This is a genomic window from Streptomyces sp. NBC_01476, from assembly GCF_036227265.1.
Classification (GTDB): domain Bacteria; phylum Actinomycetota; class Actinomycetes; order Streptomycetales; family Streptomycetaceae; genus Actinacidiphila.
On sequence record NZ_CP109446.1, the window covers coordinates 3,964,560 to 3,981,587 of the forward strand.

The 17,028-nt window shown below is 71.2% G+C and carries 15 protein-coding genes, 2 tRNA genes and 1 CRISPR repeat array (1 of these 18 cut by a window edge); of the genes, 6 read left to right on the top strand and 11 right to left on the bottom strand.

What is annotated here, in order from left to right:
• Positions 1-85 precede the first annotated feature (85 nt).
• Positions 86-382 (top strand): hypothetical protein, encoded by a 297-nt coding sequence (locus tag OG552_RS17275; RefSeq protein WP_329140889.1) that lies wholly within the window; start codon positions 86-88, stop codon positions 380-382.
• Positions 383-498: 116 nt separating this feature from the next.
• Here the strand turns inward: OG552_RS17275 and OG552_RS17280 are convergent, their stop codons facing one another.
• Positions 499-732 carry a hypothetical protein gene (locus OG552_RS17280; protein ID WP_329133896.1) on the bottom strand — a complete coding sequence of 78 codons (234 nt, stop codon included), beginning with the start codon at positions 730-732 and terminating at the stop codon, positions 499-501.
• A gap of 313 nt (positions 733-1,045) precedes the next feature.
• Between OG552_RS17280 and OG552_RS17285 the strand changes: the two genes are divergently transcribed.
• Entirely contained in the window at positions 1,046-1,504 is a 459-nt protein-coding gene (locus tag OG552_RS17285) for a helix-turn-helix domain-containing protein (RefSeq protein ID WP_329133898.1), read from the top strand.
• A 3-nt stretch (positions 1,505-1,507) separates the two neighbouring features.
• Positions 1,508-1,885, top strand: a complete 378-nt coding sequence (locus tag OG552_RS17290) for a hypothetical protein (RefSeq protein ID WP_329133900.1) — start codon at positions 1,508-1,510, stop codon at positions 1,883-1,885.
• Here the strand turns inward: OG552_RS17290 and OG552_RS17295 are convergent.
• From OG552_RS17295 to OG552_RS17320, 6 genes are all read right to left on the bottom strand, one after another.
• Positions 1,847-2,926 (bottom strand): methyltransferase domain-containing protein, encoded by a 1,080-nt coding sequence (locus OG552_RS17295; RefSeq protein ID WP_329133902.1) that lies wholly within the window; start codon positions 2,924-2,926, stop codon positions 1,847-1,849. The two genes, OG552_RS17290 and OG552_RS17295, sit on opposite strands and share 39 nt — an antisense overlap.
• Positions 2,923-3,876: an MvdC/MvdD family ATP grasp protein gene (locus OG552_RS17300; protein ID WP_329133904.1), complete on the bottom strand. Its 954-nt coding sequence runs from the start codon at positions 3,874-3,876 to the stop codon at positions 2,923-2,925. Before OG552_RS17300 ends, OG552_RS17295 begins: the two co-directional genes overlap by 4 nt.
• A 17-nt stretch (positions 3,877-3,893) precedes the next feature.
• Positions 3,894-4,115: a hypothetical protein gene (locus OG552_RS17305; protein WP_329133906.1), complete on the bottom strand. Its 222-nt coding sequence runs from the start codon at positions 4,113-4,115 to the stop codon at positions 3,894-3,896.
• A gap of 346 nt (positions 4,116-4,461) precedes the next feature.
• On the bottom strand, positions 4,462-5,673 hold the full coding sequence (locus tag OG552_RS17310) for a helix-turn-helix transcriptional regulator (protein WP_329133908.1): 1,212 nt from the start codon (positions 5,671-5,673) through the stop codon (positions 4,462-4,464).
• Between the two features lie 262 nt (positions 5,674-5,935).
• Positions 5,936-6,011, bottom strand: a tRNA-Arg gene (locus tag OG552_RS17315).
• Between the two features lie 197 nt (positions 6,012-6,208).
• A tRNA-Ser gene (locus OG552_RS17320) sits at positions 6,209-6,302 on the bottom strand.
• A 218-nt stretch (positions 6,303-6,520) separates the two neighbouring features.
• Between OG552_RS17320 and OG552_RS17325 the strand changes: the two genes are divergently transcribed.
• Entirely contained in the window at positions 6,521-7,171 is a 651-nt protein-coding gene (locus tag OG552_RS17325; RefSeq protein WP_329133910.1) for a hypothetical protein, read from the top strand.
• A 253-nt stretch (positions 7,172-7,424) separates the two neighbouring features.
• Positions 7,425-11,285 (top strand): PAS domain-containing protein, encoded by a 3,861-nt coding sequence (locus OG552_RS17330; protein WP_329133912.1) that lies wholly within the window; start codon positions 7,425-7,427, stop codon positions 11,283-11,285.
• A 115-nt stretch (positions 11,286-11,400) separates the two neighbouring features.
• On the opposite strand, the gene OG552_RS17335 is transcribed toward OG552_RS17330, so the two are convergent.
• The 3 genes from OG552_RS17335 to OG552_RS17345 form a co-directional block, all read right to left on the bottom strand.
• On the bottom strand, positions 11,401-13,050 hold the full coding sequence (locus tag OG552_RS17335; protein ID WP_329133914.1) for a long-chain fatty acid--CoA ligase: 1,650 nt from the start codon (positions 13,048-13,050) through the stop codon (positions 11,401-11,403).
• 93 nt (positions 13,051-13,143) lie between these two features.
• Positions 13,144-13,707 (bottom strand): SigE family RNA polymerase sigma factor, encoded by a 564-nt coding sequence (locus OG552_RS17340; protein ID WP_329133916.1) that lies wholly within the window; start codon positions 13,705-13,707, stop codon positions 13,144-13,146.
• Between the two features lie 237 nt (positions 13,708-13,944).
• Positions 13,945-14,832, bottom strand: coding sequence for a DUF1906 domain-containing protein (locus tag OG552_RS17345; RefSeq protein ID WP_329133919.1), 888 nt, complete (start codon positions 14,830-14,832; stop codon positions 13,945-13,947).
• A 640-nt stretch (positions 14,833-15,472) separates the two neighbouring features.
• On the opposite strand from OG552_RS17345, the gene OG552_RS17350 reads away from it, so the two are divergent.
• Positions 15,473-15,940: a hypothetical protein gene (locus OG552_RS17350; protein ID WP_329133920.1), complete on the top strand. Its 468-nt coding sequence runs from the start codon at positions 15,473-15,475 to the stop codon at positions 15,938-15,940.
• A gap of 116 nt (positions 15,941-16,056) precedes the next feature.
• Here the strand turns inward: OG552_RS17350 and OG552_RS17355 are convergent, their stop codons facing one another.
• Positions 16,057-16,500: a hypothetical protein gene (locus OG552_RS17355; RefSeq protein ID WP_329133922.1), complete on the bottom strand. Its 444-nt coding sequence runs from the start codon at positions 16,498-16,500 to the stop codon at positions 16,057-16,059.
• A 526-nt stretch (positions 16,501-17,026) separates the two neighbouring features.
• A CRISPR array of direct repeats spans positions 17,027-17,028; the repeat unit is 29 nt; it runs 1,065 nt beyond the window's last position.

Below are 17,028 nucleotides of genomic sequence, written 5' to 3' on the forward strand. Positions count from 1 at the left end.
AAGCGCGATTAGCCCTCCGCCCGCGCCCCGCTTCTGCTGTGATGGAGCCAGCACGCTTCGTAGTCGAGGGGAGGCCCGCGTGGACATGGACGAAGAGCGCCGGTTGGCGGTGCTCGCCCCGGAGATGTCCCGCACCACCGTTGATCTGCTGCGCCGCGTCGTCGGCGTCGAACCGGCCGAACGCATCCCGGCGGAAGCGCTGGCCACCGCCGACCGCGTTCTGGCCCAGCACGGCGCGGACGGCCTGCGCCTGCTCACGATGGGCCTGTGCGGCTGGGCCGCCGTACTGATCGAACAGGACGCGAAGATGTCGGGCCGCACGTACGAAGCGGTGCTCGACGACATCGACCTGACCTGCATCGAGTCGCACGCGGAGAACTAGCCGCGCGCTTCTTGGCCCCGGCCCTTTTGCGGCTCGCCGGGGCCGTCACCGGACCTCGCCGCCGAAGCGCCCACGGGGCGGCGCCCACCCGGGGCCGCATCCCCGGGGCCGCCCGCCTACAGCGCCGCCGCCACGCCCGTCGCGGGGTCGACCCCGACACTCTGCGGCGCCGACCTGCGCGAATAGGCGTCACCGGCCGGCGGCCGGAACTTGAAGACCAGCGTCGACCGCGCACCTTCCGGCGTCGTCACGTCCTGAGAGATGGGACCAGTGATCGTCCACCCCGCGTGCTTGGTGCCGTCATCAGTGAAATGCGCGACGGCTGCGCGACGTGCTTCGTCTCGGTCCATGCCCCCACTGTCGCACCTCCCACCGCCACCCGCGCGCCCTCAACCCCCCGGGTTCGCCCCATCCGGGCCCGCGGACTCAAGCAGGAACGCGGCCCGCTGCCGGTGAACGGCAGGAAGGCGGTCTCACTCACCCACACCGGCGGCACCGACACCGTCACCCTCCACGTCGCGCTGCCCGGACCGTCCAGAAGGGCTGTGGGCCTGCTGGTGGCACCCGGCAGCGCGCTGGGCTGTTGCAGATGTTTCGATTATTTCGGATACTGCACTTACCGGCCATGGACGTACCGTCCACCGGAGTGGAAAGGGGTGCGCGATGACCAGGACAGACATCAGGCCAGTGACGATCTCCCCCGAGCAGACCGCGTCCACAAACCAGGCCCTCAGGCAGGTCCGCAGCTACCTGGAAACCCATAAAGACCGCCGCGAGATCACCGTGACCGTCGCGGACGGCGAACCGGAGCCGCTGACGCTGCCTCGCGAGGCCGTCGAGCTACTGGCCGGCCTGCTCGCGCACCTGGGAGCCGGCCGTGGCGTCTCCGTCGTCCCGGCGGACGCCGAACTCACCACCCAGCAGGCCGCGGACATGCTCAATGTCTCCCGGCCCTTTCTCGTCGGCCTGCTCAACGCCGGCGAGATCGAGTACCGGAACGTCGGAACCCACCGCAGGATCAAGGCGTCCTCGCTGATCGAGTACAAGCTGCAGGACGACCAGCGGCGGCGAGCGGCTGCCGACGAGGTGACGCAACTCGGCCAGGAGATGGGACTGATGTGACCCATGGCCTTTGTCGCCGTCTACGACGCCAACGTGCTGTACCCGAGCGTCCTGCGGGATGTTCTGATCCGCGTCGCCGCGGCGGGACTGGTGCAGGCCAAGTGGACCGAGACCATCCTCGACGAGACCTTCCGGAACCTGATGGCCAACAGGCCCGACCCCGACCCGGACAAGCTGGACCGGACCCGGAACGCGATGAAGAGGGCGGTCCGGGACTGCCTGGTCCTCGGGTACGAGCCGCTCATCGACGCGGTCCAGCTGCCTGACCCCGACGACCGGCACGTGCTGGCGCAACAGGCCCGTGTCCCAGTGTCCCGCGCTGTGTCCTTCCACGTGTCCCAGCTATTGGTCGGTCGCCAGGGACCAGGAAGGTCCTTCTGAGGTTCCGTACCAGACCCGTTGTGCCTCGGGGGTGATGGTGATGCCGAAGTCGTCGCGGGCCGGCTGCCCGTCGGAGAAGAGGGCGGCGAGTTCTTCGACGGTGTCCCACAGCCGGCGGGGGCCGGCCTGCCGGACATGGCCGCTTGTGCGGGCGGTGGCGGTGGAGCCGTCTTCGGTCCACAGTCCTACCCCGGTGACCGTGCCGTCGTCGGAGCGCCATGAGCAGGAGTTGTAGCCGGGCAGGGCGAGCGACAGCGGGAATTTCCAGCGTCCGAGCGTGTCCGCCACAGGCAGGGCGGTGGTCTCGGGACTCTGTTCTCGCAGGGCCTCGAAATCGGGCCCCCTGCTCGGGGCGCGTCTGGGCATGAACAGCGCCGGGCGTGGGAGGAAGCGGCCTTCGGCGTGGCCGGGCTCGGTCACGGTAGCTCGAACGACGCCGTAGCCGATCGGAGCGACGATCACGGCACCGACCGCGGCCTGTTCCATCAGTGCCGGATGGAGGGAACGCACCGCAGCGGTGGCGATGATCCGTGAGTAGGGAGCGCGCTGCGGGTAGCCGAGTGCACCGTCTCCCGCGTGCACGAACGGCTGGCATCCGACCTCGGCGAGCCTGCGTGTGGCGAGGGCTACCAGTTCAGGGTCAACGTCCACGCTGGTCACGTTCTCGGCACCGAGCCGGTGCGCGAGGAGCGCCGCGTTGTAGCCAGTGCCCGTCCCCAGCTCGAATACGTTGTCGCCCGGGTGGGCGTCGAGCGCGTCGAGCATGGCCAGCATGAGGCCGGGTTCACTGGATGACGACGTGGGAACGCCGTTGGAGTCGAGTTGGGTCATCAGCGCGGTGTCGGAATAGACGGTTCGCAGGTATCCGTCGTCCGACCGCGTGACCCGGCGCCACTGACCGCGCTGATCCTGGTCGAAGAACTCCGGGGTGAAGGTGTGACGGGGCACGGCGGCGAAGGCTGCGCGCCAGGGGCTGTCCACCCCGTCCCCGATGGTGGCGGCGAACTCTTCACGCAGGGATGCGGTCGGATCGTGGCTCATGCTGTCCCTTGAAGGTAGTCGGCGTGCGCGGAGGCGATGGCCAGCCCGGTGCGGTTCTCGACCCATGCCCAGGTGCCGCAGGGGTTGCACTCGAAGAACACCCAGTCCCCGGCCGGCGTCACGGCGAAGTCGAATGCACCGAAGACGATGCCGTGTTCGGCCATGAAGCGGCGGACGCCTGCGGCTACCGGTTCGGGAACGGTCGTCGTCCCGAGGTCGATGCCGTCAGGGTCGGTTCGCCAGTCGGTGTGCGCCTGGTCCGTGGTGGCGGTGATGGTGCATGCGAAGGGCCGGCCGGCCACGACGGTAAGGCGTACTTCGTGTGCCTTGGGGATCTCCTCCTGCAGGTAGTGGGCGGTCAGCCGCAGACTGTCATCAATCTCTGCGGGATCGAGTGCGTGGGTGGCCACCATCAGCGGCCGTCCCGTCCCCGTGTCCAGCCGCCCGCCGAGCACGGGCTTGGAGATCAACGGCCCCTTGATCTCCGCGGCGAACTCCCGTGCGGCCTCCGGATCATTGGTGATGATGCTTCGGGGCACATGCAGACCTGCCCGTACCGCCGCGACGAGTTGCTGCGGCTTGTGCGACGCGACCCGGTCAACATGTGGGTTGTTGATCCAGCGCACCGGAAGGGCTGAGATGACGTTCAACAGCGCCCCATCCGCCTGGTTCCGGGCCCAGGTGGCGTAAGGCTCGGGGACGTTCTCGGCGATGGCGGGACGTCCGGGCCGCCTGTAGTAGACAGCCCGGACCTCCTCCAGCCGGATCGACCGTTGCCCGTTGTCCAGGACACCCCGCCACCCGGACCGTTCCGCCGCGTGGGAGGCGGTCAGGGTGAGTGTCTGCGGGAACTCCGCGGTGTCGTAGCGCATGACCGGGACGTCCCGTCGGTTCAACTCGTCAACAACCACGTCGGCGGAGGCGTCCAGCCGTTCAGCGACAACGAGCACCGGTCGTCTGGCTCCCATCAGGCGCCCGGTGCGTAATAGGGGTCGTCCACGTCGTCACCCTGGCCGTCCTGGTTGGTGTCCGTGCACGAGGCCGCCTGCGGCGCGGTGTGCCACGGCGATCCGTCCGGCCCCACATTGAGCTGACGATCGTCGTCCCACGTGACTCCCCGGGCCGTGGTCTGGACGAGAGGCGGTACGGCGGCGGCACGGGCGGCCATCGGAATGCTTGCGGTGGTCATGAGTCCTCCGATTTCAATGGGCCGGCGGAGAGGTCTCCCCGTCGTTGGGTGTTGCCGTGTGCTCCCCGCCAACCGGGTTAGGCGGCAGGGAAGTTCAGCGGGGTATCGCCCCGGTGGGCGTCCGGGATCGGATCGGCCGTTCGGCGCCACCCGTGCGTCTCGGCCACCGCGAGAAGTTCGGATGCGAGTACGGGGGCCTCAGCGGGAGTTGTGGGTTCTGGCACGTCGGTCTGCCCTTCGGATCGGCCACGCCCCCGGCCGGTCACGCGGTCGCGGGGAACTCGGTGTCCAGGCTTCCGGGGCTCTGAGGGCAGCGACAGGGGCGCAGCGTCCTAGTTTCCGGACGCTAATCGGCGATGCCGAGGAACTCGGCCAACGACCGTAGTCCCGGGGGGTGTTTGGGCAGTGCCCAAAGATCGCGCACGATGGCGACGGCCAAGGTGTGGTGCTGCATCCACGTGGGCGCGACACGGCGAAGTGATTCCAGCGTCTTCACGGCCCCCGCCGCGTCTCCGACGTCCGAGTGCGCTCGGGCCACGTCGAGAAGCAGCCATGTACGCCACGAGGGGGGCGTGTCCTTCGACAGGCGCATCCCCTTGGCGAGGGCCAGGGCGTCGGCGGAGTGCCCGTACTGGACGGCCAGGCGGACGCGTTCGATACGGACCGAGGACGGGCTGAAGACGCTGATCATGCGGTCGTCACTGCCGGCGGGCAGCTTGGAGACGCGGGCGGCCTCCGTCTCGGCGGTCTCCATCATCGCTGCCGCTCGCTCGTAGTCGCCGCTTCTCGCGGCGGACGTGGCGGCGCTCATGGTCAGGCCGCCCCACACTTTGAGCCCGTCGGCCGTGTCGGTGCGGCCGGCCTTCTTCATGTCGTCGGCGGCACGGAGCGCGATGCTCAACGCGTCCTCCAAGCGGCCCTGACGCTGGTAGGTCCACGCCGTCGAATTGACGATCATCGGCACGAGCAGCGGATCGGAGGACTGCTCGGCGGCGCTGATCGCGCGTTCCAGGCTCGTCAGCGCGAGGTCCGTTTTGCCCATGCGAACGGCGACGTGACCACCGAGCTGCAGCGCCTTCCCCAGGGCTGCGAACCCGGCTTTCCGGTCGTCGTCGCTGCCCGAGACCGTGGCGGCACGAGCCTCCGAGACAAGGTCAGGGAGCGCCTTCATCACGCTGTCGAATTCGGCCGCGTGGTAATTCGTCCACGCCTCCGCGATCTGATCACGCAGGCGGCTCAGGGAGAAGTCCGGACCGACTCCGGCCTGCGGCGGTCCCCAGAGGGCGGGCATGATCGCCCGTCGTACGGCGACGAAGCGCGGCCCGTCGTTCTCTCCCGAGGCGACGGCGGGCGGGTCACCGAGAAGCGTTGTCAGCTCCACGCCCAGTCCATTCGCCAACGCGTGCAGTGTGGGAAGCCGCGCCGAGTGCTTCCGCCCCTGTTCAAGCTGACGGATCACGTCAACGGACACGTCCGAGCGCTCTGCCAGCTCCTCCTGTGTGAGGTCGGCCAGACGGCGCAGACGCCGCAGCGTTTTGCCCAGGTCCTCGTTCGCCACGCTGTCACGGTACCCCTGGCGTTTGGACGTGCCGAGGTGACCTGAGCGAAGCCCGGGGAGGCTGCGCGAGGGCTTCCAGCATTCCGGCCCGCGCGGTCGTCCGCCCGCCCGTGCGGCTTGTACGGACCCGGTGCCGTACGGGTCCGACCCGGCCGACAAGTCGGCGAACGTGCACGGGCTGAACGTCGTCGGTGATGGTGAGAGATCACGGAAAAGGCCCCGGATCGCCTATGCGATACAGGGCCTCTGACCTGGTGTTTCGTGGTGCACTCGGCAGGATTCGAACCTGCAACCTTCTGATCCGTAGTCAGATGCTCTATCCGTTGAGCTACGAGTGCGGGGGGCGGGTTTGGGGCCCGTCGGCGTTGCGTGGACAACATTACATGAGGTCGCGCGGGAGGTGAAATCGATAAGCGGGGGGTGGGGTGAGCTGCGGGGATGGGGGTTGTGGGGGCATCCGCGAGGGGGAACGGAGGGGGAAACGGGAGGAGCCCCGCGGGGTGGGCGCGGGGCTCCTGGGTGGAGAAGGTGGTGCTGGCGGAGGCGGAGGGATTTGAACCCTCGATGGACGGTAAAGCCCAAACCGCATTAGCAGTGCGGCGCCATAGACCGGACTAGGCGACGCCTCCTGGGTACGTGCCCGGGTGGTGCGTGGGCGCGTGGGGAAATGATGGCACAGCCTGGAGGGCCGCGACCAATCGCAGACTACGGTACAAGGCGGGGGCTGGGCAGGGCAAAGGGGTTCGGGGCGGGGCGCAGGACCGGGCGGTGGTGAGCGCGCCCACGGACGCGCCCACGGAAGGATGAGGTGCCGGGGCGCGGCGGGCCCGGGAGGTAGGGAGGCGGCATGCCTCTCACCGGTCCCTCCACGAGCTCCGCGGCCACCCTTTTCCGTAGGGCCACAGCCGACGGCACCCTCGGCCGTACGGTCACCGCCGCCGGCACCCCCAGCCGTACAAGCCCCGCCGGCCCCACCCCCGGCCGTACGAACCCCTCCGGCCCCACCACCCCTCCCCGCACCGTTCCCCCGAAGGCCCGGCTCGTTCTCGTCGCGCTGTTCGCCACCGCGCTGGTGGCCGGGGGGCCGGGGACGGTTCAGGCCGTGGGGCTGCCGCGGCCCCATGGCGAAGGCGGGGTGCTGACCGTGGCGTACGACGACGGCGCCGGGCACCGCCGGACGTACGTCGTGGTGTGCGGACAGGCCGGCGGCGGCGACCGGTGCCGGCGGTTGCGGGCGATCGGCGGCCCGGTGGGGCCGGTCGCCGGCGGGCAGGCGTGCTCGATGATCTACGGCGGGCCGCAGACCGCCGGGGTCCGCGGGACGTGGGAAGGGCGGGACGTGCGGGAGACGTACCGCCGGACGAACGGGTGCGAGGTCGCGCGGTGGGCCCAGATGGCGCCGGTGCTGCCCGCCCCGCCGGAGAAGGGGCTCCCCACCGGAGAAGAGACTCCCGCGCAGCCAACTCAAGTGCTGAAAGGCCCGAAGAGTCACCCGTGACGTATGCCACACGCAGTGGCGGCCGAGCACGTACAACCCTCAACGGTCAAACAGGGAACGGCACATGGGCATCCGAGGCACCTCCGGGAGGCCCGACCCGTACACTCGGTCTAGTGACATGTCCCGGGGGTGGCGGCAAGATGGGCCGCCCGTGACGACAGCCGACCGCGTCGCGTGAAAGGGACGCACGCGGGGCCGCCCCGGGAGCGCAGGGCAGCGCGGCAACACATGCGGTAACAAGGAGGACGCGTCCGTGAGCAGCAGGCCATCCCGAGGCGCTGCTCGCCTCGCCTCGATACTCGACGCCCTCCCCGACGCGCTGCTTCTGGTCAACGCCAACGGCACCGTGGTCAACGCCAACGCGATCGCCCTGGAGACGTTCGAGACGCCGGGTACGGCGCTGGTGGGGCGGGGTCTGCTCGACCTGCTGCCGTCGTTCGACCCGAAGCGGATCCCCGGGTCGATGCGCAGCCCCCGCGAGGCGGAGGAGGACACCAGGACCAAGCCGACACGGATGACGGCGCGGCGGACCGACGGGACCGAGTTCCCGGTCCAGGTGACCAGCGCCAATCTGGAGGACGGCCGTACGCCGTACGCGGACCTCGGCGACGGCGTCCCGCACTACACCGGCGACGAGTTGCTGATGCTGGTGGTCCGGGACCTGTCGGGGACCGTGGACACCGAGGCCGAACTCGCCCGGCAGCAGCGGCAGACCGAGATGATCCTGCGCGCCGCCGCCGAGGGTGTGGTGGGCGTCGACACGGCCGGCAAGATCGTGCTGGTCAACCCGTCGGCCGCGCAGATCCTCGGACACCGCGCGACCGACCTCGGCGGCAAGGAGCTGCACCCGCTGGTGCACCACTCGCGGCCGGACGGGTCGCCGCTGGCGTACGAGGAGACGCCGCTGGCCGACACGCTGCGGTCCGGGCGCAAGCACCGGGTCCGCGGCCAGGTGCTGTGGCGCAAGGACGGCAAGGCCGTGCCGGTGGACCTGACGACGGCTCCGGTACGGGACGGGGAGCAGCTGGTCGGGGCGGTGATGACCTTCACCGACCGGTCGCAGTACGACGCGCTGGCGGCGCGGACGGTGCAGTTGCGGGCGCTGCTGGACACGTCGCTGCGCGGGCCGCTGGCGGAGCTGCGCGGTGAGCTGACCGGTCTCGCGGCCGACCCGGCGGGGCAGTTGTGGCCCGAGGCCAACCAGATCCTGCACCACCTCGCGGCCGGCTACGCCCGGATCACCACGCTGATCGACAACGTGCTGGCGTTCCAGCGGCTCGACCGCGGTGAGGACAAGCTGAACCGCGCGCCGGTCGGGCTGGACGACGTGATCGGCGCGGCGGTGGAGGGCGCGGTCGAGCTGATCGGGCCCGGGCGGGCGCAGTACGCGGTGCACGCGCCGCCGATCCAGGCGTCGGTGGACGCGCCCCGGATGGTGCAGGCGCTGGCGCATCTGATCGCGGACGTCGCCGGGGTGGACGCGGCGGGCAACGCCATCGCGTACAGCGGCGACTCGACGATCGTGGTCGCGGCGGCGCAGCGCGGGGACGTGGTGCGGATCGACGTACGCGGGCCGAGCGCGGGCGGGGACCCGGTGCATCTGCCGCTGGCGCGCGGGATCGTGGAGCGGCACGGCGGGGTGCTGCAGACGCACGAGGTGCCCGGGCAGGGCAGCGCGTACGTGCTGGAGGTGCCGGTCGGTCCCGACGCGCCCGGCGGCCCGGCGAAGAGGGGCGAGGGCGCGGGGGCGGGTTCCGGTACGTCCGGGGGCCGTTCCGGCGATACGGACACGGGTACGTCGCCGGCCGCGGGAGCGTCCTCCGGTACGCGGCACCGGCAGGGGCAGGGACAAGGGCAGGACGAGACGGGCACGGTTGTCGCGCCCTGGGCGATTCCTGCGGCGGCCGACCAGAGTGAGGCGCCGACCGGGCGGCGCAGGGCGCTGCGCAGGCCGGAGGGCGGGGGCGGAACCGGGGCCGGTGGGACGGCGGGCTCCTCCGTCTCCGGCGCCGGCGAGGACGTGGCCGCCACGGGGCGGCGCGGGCGGCGGGCGCGGGCGCTTCCGGAGGGGGCGGGGGAAGCGGGCCCGGGTGGGCCCCCCTCGGGGCAAGGGGAGGCGGAGCGGCGGGCTGCGCGTCCCGCGGGTCAACTGGACGCGGGAGGGCAGGCGGCCAACCCCTCGGGGCAAGGCAACCCCGGGGGGCAGCACGGCACCCCCCCGGGGCAGGGCAACCTCGCCGGTCACCAGGGCAACCCCGGCGGTCACCTGACCCCGGGGGCCCAGCACGGCAACCCCCCGGGCCAGCTCGGACCGGTGGGGCCGGGCGGCCTCGGCACCCCCCACACCACCCCCCCGGGCCCCCCGCCCGGCCCCACCGGCGGCAACCACACCCCCAGCACCCACCACGGCAACCCCGGCGCCCACCACACCCCCGGGTCCCAGCTCGGCCCGGTCAACCCCTCCGGCATGCAGCCCGACCGGATGGGCCCCGCGGCGGACTCCCCCCGGATGGACACCCCCGGCCGCCCGGACAGCCCGCACACCCCCGGGTCGGCCGACCCCCGGCGCGCCCCGGGCGGCGGCGCCGACACCGCCCCGCCCACCGCCCCGGAGGGCCCCGGCACGGGCCGCCGGGCCCGCCGCGCCCTGGAGCCGGCCGCGCCCGACAGCACGCCGGCCCTCCCGCCGGCCGCGCAGGCCCCCGCCCCCGAGCCGCCCGCCCCGACCTCGTGGCCCGCCCCCGGTTCCGTCCCACCGGAGCAGCCGGCCCTGCCCGCGCTGTCCGGCCAGCCCCAGCCGCCGCACTCCCCGTGGCCGCAGGCGACCCCGGCCCCGCCCACGAAGGACCCCTCGCACCAGAGCCATGGCCGGGCCATCAGCGTCCGCACCCTGGGCCAGGGCGTCCCCTTCGCCATGGAGCCGCAGACCGCGCAGACCCCGACCCAGGCCGTACAGGCGCAGAACCCGCAGGGCCTGCCCGCCGAGGTCGCGGCCGGCGGCTCCGGCAGGCGCCGGCGGCTCGCCCAGCCCGCGCAGAGCCCGATCCTGCCGCAGGTCCCCAGCCAGACCAACGGCCCCGGCGGCGAATCGCAGGCCCGCCAGCACCCGCAAGCCGACCCGGACAGCGGCCGGCTGCCGACCCGTAACGCCAACGCCAACGGCAACCCCAACGCCAACGGCACGCACACCGCCCACTCCGCCCCCACCGCGCCGACAGCCGGCACCGCGAACAGCCCCGCGCCGCCCGCCGGCCCGGCACCCGCCCCGCTCCCCCCGCAGGCCCCCGGCCGTTCGTACGCGATCGGCGCCCCCGCGGAAGGCGCCGCCGAGGGCCCGGAGCCACTGGACGGACCCAACGGCGCCGTCGACGTCACCGATGTGACCGACGACCACCTGGAGGAGCCGCTCGACGAGCCGCGCCGCCTGCTGGTGTGGCCGGAGCCCGACGTCTCGACCCGGCAGGCGCTGACCGACCGCGGCTACCGGCCGGTCATCGTACGGTCGCGCGAAGAGGTCGACGCCCAGGTGGCCGAGCCGCCCGCCGCCCTGTTCGTGGACCCGCTGACCGGCCCGATCACCCGTACCGCCCTGCAGTCGCTGCGCCAGGCGGCCGCCGCCGCCGACGTACCGGTGCTGGTGACCGCGGGGCTCGGCCAGGCCACCCGGGAGGCCGCCTACGGCGCCGACCCGGCGGTCCTGCTCAAGGCGCTTGCACCGCGCGACAGTGAGCAGCACCCGCCGCGCGTCCTGCTGGTGGAGAGCCACGAACCGATAGCGCATGCTTTCGCCGCGACCCTGGAACGGCGCGGTATGCAGGTCACGCACGCCGACTCGGAGTCCGACGCGATGACGAAGGCGGCCCAGATCCACCCGAACCTGGTGGTGATGGACCTGATGCTGATCCGGCGCCGCCGGCAGGGCATCGTGGACTGGCTGCGCGGCAACTCCCGCCTCAACAGCACCCCGCTGGTGGTCTACACCTCCGCCGACATCGACCCCGCCGAGCTGCCCCGGCTGGCCTCCGGCGAGACCGTGCTCTTCCTCGCCGAGCGGTCGACCAGTGCGGATGTGCAGTCCCGGATCGTCGACCTGCTCGGCAAGATCGGCACCTGAGTCCCGTGACGCGGGCGGGGCCTGCGGCGGTTCGTCCCCGCGCCGACCCCGCCCGCCTCACCACTCCTCACACCCGTCACCGGTCCTCACACCCGTGGCCACGCCTCGCCGCCCTTCACAACCGGGTGACGTCCAGCTCCCCGTCCGCGTAGGACTTACGGATCACCTTCTTGTCGAACTTGCCCACGCTCGTCTTCGGCACCGACGGCACGACCGCCCACCGCTCCGGCACCTGCCAGCGGGCGATCCGGCCCTCCAGGAACGCGCGCAGGTCCGCGTAGTCCGTGGTGGCGCCCTCCCGCAGGACGACGGTGGCCAGCGGCCGTTCGCCCCACCGCTCGTCGGGCACCGCCACCACCGCGGCCTCGGCGACGTCCGGGTGGGCCATCAGGTGGTTCTCCAGGTCGACCGAGGAGATCCACTCGCCGCCCGACTTGATGACGTCCTTCGCCCGGTCGGTGAGGGTCAGGAAGCCGTCGCCGGAGATGACGCCGACGTCGCCGGTACGCAGCCAGCCGTCGGGGCTGAACTTGTCCTCGGGCCGCAGCGGTTCCTCGCCGACACCCCCGAAGTACGCACCCGCGATCCACGGCCCGCGCACCTCCAGCTCACCGGCCGACTCGCCGTCCCACGGCATCACCTCGCCGTCGGGCCCGATCAGCCGGGCCTCGACCGAGGCCGGGAACCGCCCCTGCGTGATCCGGTACGCCCACTCCTCCTCGCCGCTGACCCCGGCCGGCGGCTGGGCGACGGTGCCGAGCGGTGAGGTCTCGGTCATCCCCCAGGCGTGGCAGAGCCGTACGCCCAACTGCTCGTCGAACGCCTTCATCAGGGCCGGCGGGCAGGCCGAGCCCCCGATGGTGACCTGCCGCAGGGAGCTGATGTCCCGTGGCTTGGCGGTGAGTTCGGCGAGCAGTCCCTGCCAGATGGTGGGCACCGCGGCGGCGTGCGTGGGCCGTTCGCTCTCGATCATCTCGGCGAGCGGCGCGGGCTGCAGGAAGCGGTCCGGCATCAGCAGATTGATGCCCGACATGAAGGCCGCGTGCGGCAGCCCCCAGGCGTTGACGTGGAACATCGGCACGACCGGCAGCGAGGTGTCGTGCGAGGTGAGCCCCATCGACTCGGTGGTGTTCACCTGCATCGAGTGCAGATAGACCGAGCGGTGGGAGAAGACGACGCCCTTGGGGTCGCCGGTGGTCCCGGAGGTGTAGCACATGGCCGCGGCCTCGCGTTCGTCCAGCTCAGGCCAGTCGTACCGCTCCGGCCGCCCGTCCAGCAGCTCCTCGTACACGTGCACGCTCGCCCGGGTGCCCGCAAGCAGCGACAGGTCGCCGGGCCCGACGACGACCAGGTGCTCGACCGATTCCAGCCGGGGGAGCAGCGGGGCGAGCAGCGGCAGCAGGGTGCCGTTGACCAGGATCACCCGGTCCGCGGCGTGGTTGACGATGAAGACCAGCTGGTCGGCGGGCAGTCGCAGATTGAGGGTGTGCAGTACCGCGCCCATCGAGGGGATGGCGAGGTACGCCTCCATGTGCTCGCCGTTGTTCCACATGAGGGTCGCCACCCGGTCGCCGCGTTCGACGCCCAGCTCGTCACGGAGCGCGTTGGCCAGCTGGATCGAGCGGGCGCCGATCTCCCGGAAGGTACGGCGCCGGGGTTCGCCCTCCCCGGTCCAGGTGGTGACCGTGGATCCGCCGTGCACGAGGGCACCATGGAGGAGGATGCGGGTGACGGTCAGCGGAACATCCTGCATGGTGCTCAGCACTCGGGCCTCCGGCGGCGTCGGCGAAGTGGGGTTTCCCGCGATTCTGCTGGCATACCACCTGGTATGTCACTACCTCCGCGCGCCACGTTCCGGTTACGCCGCGGTCAGCTCCTCGCCCGCCGCCGGGTCGTCGGGGTGGAGGCGCAGCGCCTCCAGCTCCGGATCGTCCCGCAGTTTGCCCAGCGCCCGGGAGACCGCGCTCTTCACCGTGCCGACCGAGACGCCGAGCCGCTCGGCGGTCTGCACCTCGCTCATGTCCTCGAAGTAGCGCAGTACGACCATCGCGCGCTGCCGCGGCGGCAGCCTGGTTATCGCGCGCAGCAGGGCGTCGCGCTGTGCCTGCTGCTCGGTGAGGTCGGGTCCGGTGCCGGGCCGCTCGGGCAGTTCGTCGGTGCTGAACTCGTCGACCTTGCGCTTGCGCCACTGCGAGGTCCGGGTGTTGACCAGGGTCCGGCGGACGTAGCCGTCGACCGCCCGGTGGTCCTCGATCCGGTCCCAGGCGAGGTACGTCTTGGTGAGCGCCGTCTGCAGCAGGTCCTCGGCGTCGGCGGGGTTGGGGGTCAGGGTGCGCGCGGTGCGCAGCAGCGTGGGGCCTTTGGTGCGGACATAAGCCGTGAACTGGGTCGTGCTGGCGCTGGTGCACACGGGCGTGGTCATGACTCCACGCTAGGAGCAGGCGGGGGTGGGCGGATCGGCCGCAGGTGCCGACCGGGGATCACTCTCAGGTCGTAGGCCGGGGGCTGTCCCCACCTTCGGAGGTTGGAGCCGGGGGGTGGGGTTCCGTGGGGGATGGACCCGGCACGACCCCGAGGCGTACCCCGGGGTCCGGCCTGGCCGGCCTGGCGCCGCTCGGGGTCCGGCGGTCCGCCCGGCGGCGCCCTCGGTCCGTCACGGTCAGCTCACCACGGCCACCGGCGCGTCGATCAGATCGCGGTCGATGGTCAGCGCCTTGCCGCCGTACGTCTCGGTGATGCTGCCGTGGTACTGGTGGATCCGGGCGTGCGGCGTCCAGGCGCCGGCCGCCAGCGAGGGCTCGCCGGCCAGGTTCGCGGGGACGCCCCAGCGGGCGAACCAGATGACGTCCGGGAGGTCGCCGGCGCCGGCCCGGCGCGCGTTCTCCAGGTGGGCGACGCCGGAGTCGGCGCTGCTGTAGAAGCCGGAGAGATAGCCGTCGGCCCGCACCTGCCGGTCCCATGCCTGTACGAACGTCAGCGTGGCGGCGGTGCAGGCCGTGTCGCCGATGTCGTACGCCTCCATGTCGAGATAGAGCGGGCTGCCCGGGTCCAGGCCGAGGGCCTTGGCCGCGCCGGTCGCGTCGGCGCCCTCGGACGTGCCCTGGGCGGAGGGGTTCTCGGTGTCGATACGGTAGGGGTTCTTGTTGGAGCCGGCCACGCACGGGCTCTGCGAGCCGACGTAGATGGGCAACAGGTTCCAGCCGGACCCGGTGGTCTGCCGGACCCAGTCCGGGGTGAGGTAGGTCTGGGCCGAGCAGGCGCGGGCCCGGCCGCCGAAGTAGATGCCGACCGCGCGGTACGAGGAGTGCTCGCGCCACGCGTCCATGGTGGCGAGGTCGGGGGCCTGGCAGGTGTCGAAGCCCTGGCCGCTGAAGACGCGGGTGGGGGCGCGGTGGGAGGACGGGGCGGTGCGTGCGGGGGCTGGTGCCTGTGCCCGTGCTTGTGGCTGCGCTTGAGCCTGCGTCTGCGCTTGCGCTTGCGCGGGGGCGGTGGGGAAGGACAGGCCGGTGAGAGCGAATGCTCCAGTGAGGACATAACGGATAAGCATACTTTTTCCGGTCATTCAGCGAGTCAACGACGACCGGGCGGGCGATCATCGCAGACACGCCGCCGCCCACTCGTCTGCCGTATGCGCAGCCGGGGAGTGGCGCGAGGGCTCGGGTGGGGGCCCACCTGGGGGTTCGACCGAGGACCAAGTCGAGCACTCGGCCGAATGTTTTCCACAGGCTGTGGACAGAGCCCGCCGATGGCGCAGGCGGTGACACTCCAGCCGACCGCCCGCACCTCGCAGTTCGGCTACCGACCCATTTCTTTGCGACCGCCTCTTTCGCCTGGGCCATCCCGTCGTTTGATTCGCCCGGAACGGTTGTCCTCTCACCAAGCCAGGGATGCCGAAACCCTCGACCGCGCCCCCCGGACTTGGGAACAGGGCCACCACCGGACGGACTTCCGCGAGCGCCAAGCTATTCGCCCTGGTGCCGCCCGACCCGGCGCCGCCTCTTTCACGCGATGTACCCATCCGTCGGAAGTCCGCCCAAGAAGCCCGCGCCGGACCACATCTCCTCGGTCACTCTCAAGTTGCCCCGGAGCCGCATCTGCGCCTCCCCGGGGTAACAGAAGCACCCTCAGCGGTAGACGGGCCCTTTGTAGCCAGCCAGGTTGCGTCCGATCAGCGCTAACCTGGACAGGTGCCCGGCTACGCCCGGGTCACTGGGGGTACTGGTGTGATCGATTTTCTGATCGAGTTCGTTGCGGACCTGTTCGTGCCGGAACCCAGCGGCCGCCACGCTGGGAAAAGGGAAGCGCGGGCGTTTGCCGCAGGGGAGGGGGTCACCTTCGAGGGGTTCGCCCTCGGCGGACGTCCCTACTGCCGGCCGGACATCAGCTACCTGACGGCGACACGAACCGCACTCGTCGTCACACCCACCTCGGTACCGGGACTGCTCCCTCGTCTCGTCCCGGTGCGGAACATTGACGTGCTCCTCATACGGGACCGGCGGAAGTCGGACCCGAGGGCGGTGCGCCCGTTTTGGCAAGTGGTCGAGTGCCGCGACGGTACCGATGAAATCCTCATGGGCGGTGCGCCACAGCACATGGACTACCTCCTCACGGCTCTTGGGGCCGATGCGGGCGCTCTCCCGGCCGGAACTCCATAGCCGCTCCCCGGCAGGGCGACACTGGAAGAACGACCAGGCCCACCGGAACCACCGACAGCGGAGCTTGGCCGGAGGTTTTCGGCCCCTCCTGGAGAGGTGCTCCGGCGCGGTCTCCGTTACGCGCGCACGGCGCCCAGAGGGAACTTCTTGAGGAAGTCTTCCAGCTCACCGCGAGAGGGGTACGCGACGTTCAGCCGAGTCGGCTTCGCATCCCCGGCGAACTGCAGGAAGAGGGCGTTCCAGTTGCGGCCCAGCTTGACGCGGGTAACCAGGCCGCCGGCCTGATCACGAGGAATGACATGCACCAAATTCTGCGGACGGTTCTTCACGCGAAGGCCACGATGGACGTAGATGGATCGATCTGTGACGGTGATGAAGGAGGTCTTGATCAGGAATATGCCGAACAGCCCCAACGCACCCATGAAATACGGGCTGGGCCCATCTATCGCCAAGAGCACCAGGCGTGGCCTCTCGGTCGGATCGGTACGCAGCACAGCCTGCCTGGCTTCGGACTTTAGTTCGGACTTTCGATCGGTAGCCCCGAGCTTGGTGGCAGCCATGAGGGTTCGCCCTTCAATGATCTTGTCCGACCTGGACACGGCCAGACCTTAATGGCTGGGCCAACACGGCAGCTACTGGCCCTTCGGCGTCCCCTGGCCCATCGAAGGAGCGCAGCAGGATCGTGGCCGCAGGTTGGCCGCGCGCCCTGGTCAAGCGTGGACAGACCTGAGACATGGTGAGACAGGTCAAGCACAGAGCGGCTGCCCCGGACTCCGGGACAGCCGCTCTGACCTGCTACTACATCTACCTCGGCGGAGGCTGTGGGATTTGAACCCACGGTGACATCGCTGCCACGACGGTTTTCAAGACGGGCGGCGACCCGCCCCCAGCCCCTTACCCGAACTGCTGCCAAGGCCGGTTATCGCAGTCACTCGCCCTACGTGGTCCACGGTTGGGCCACAAACGGCCGATGAGCCCGGGTGGGCGGCCTACGCAGGCGTCCAAGTGAAGAGGACTGACCGGACCGAGCCAGTCGCGCGCCCTCAGGGAGCACGGCGCTGCCATCCGACCGAAGCCCGGCGTACCGG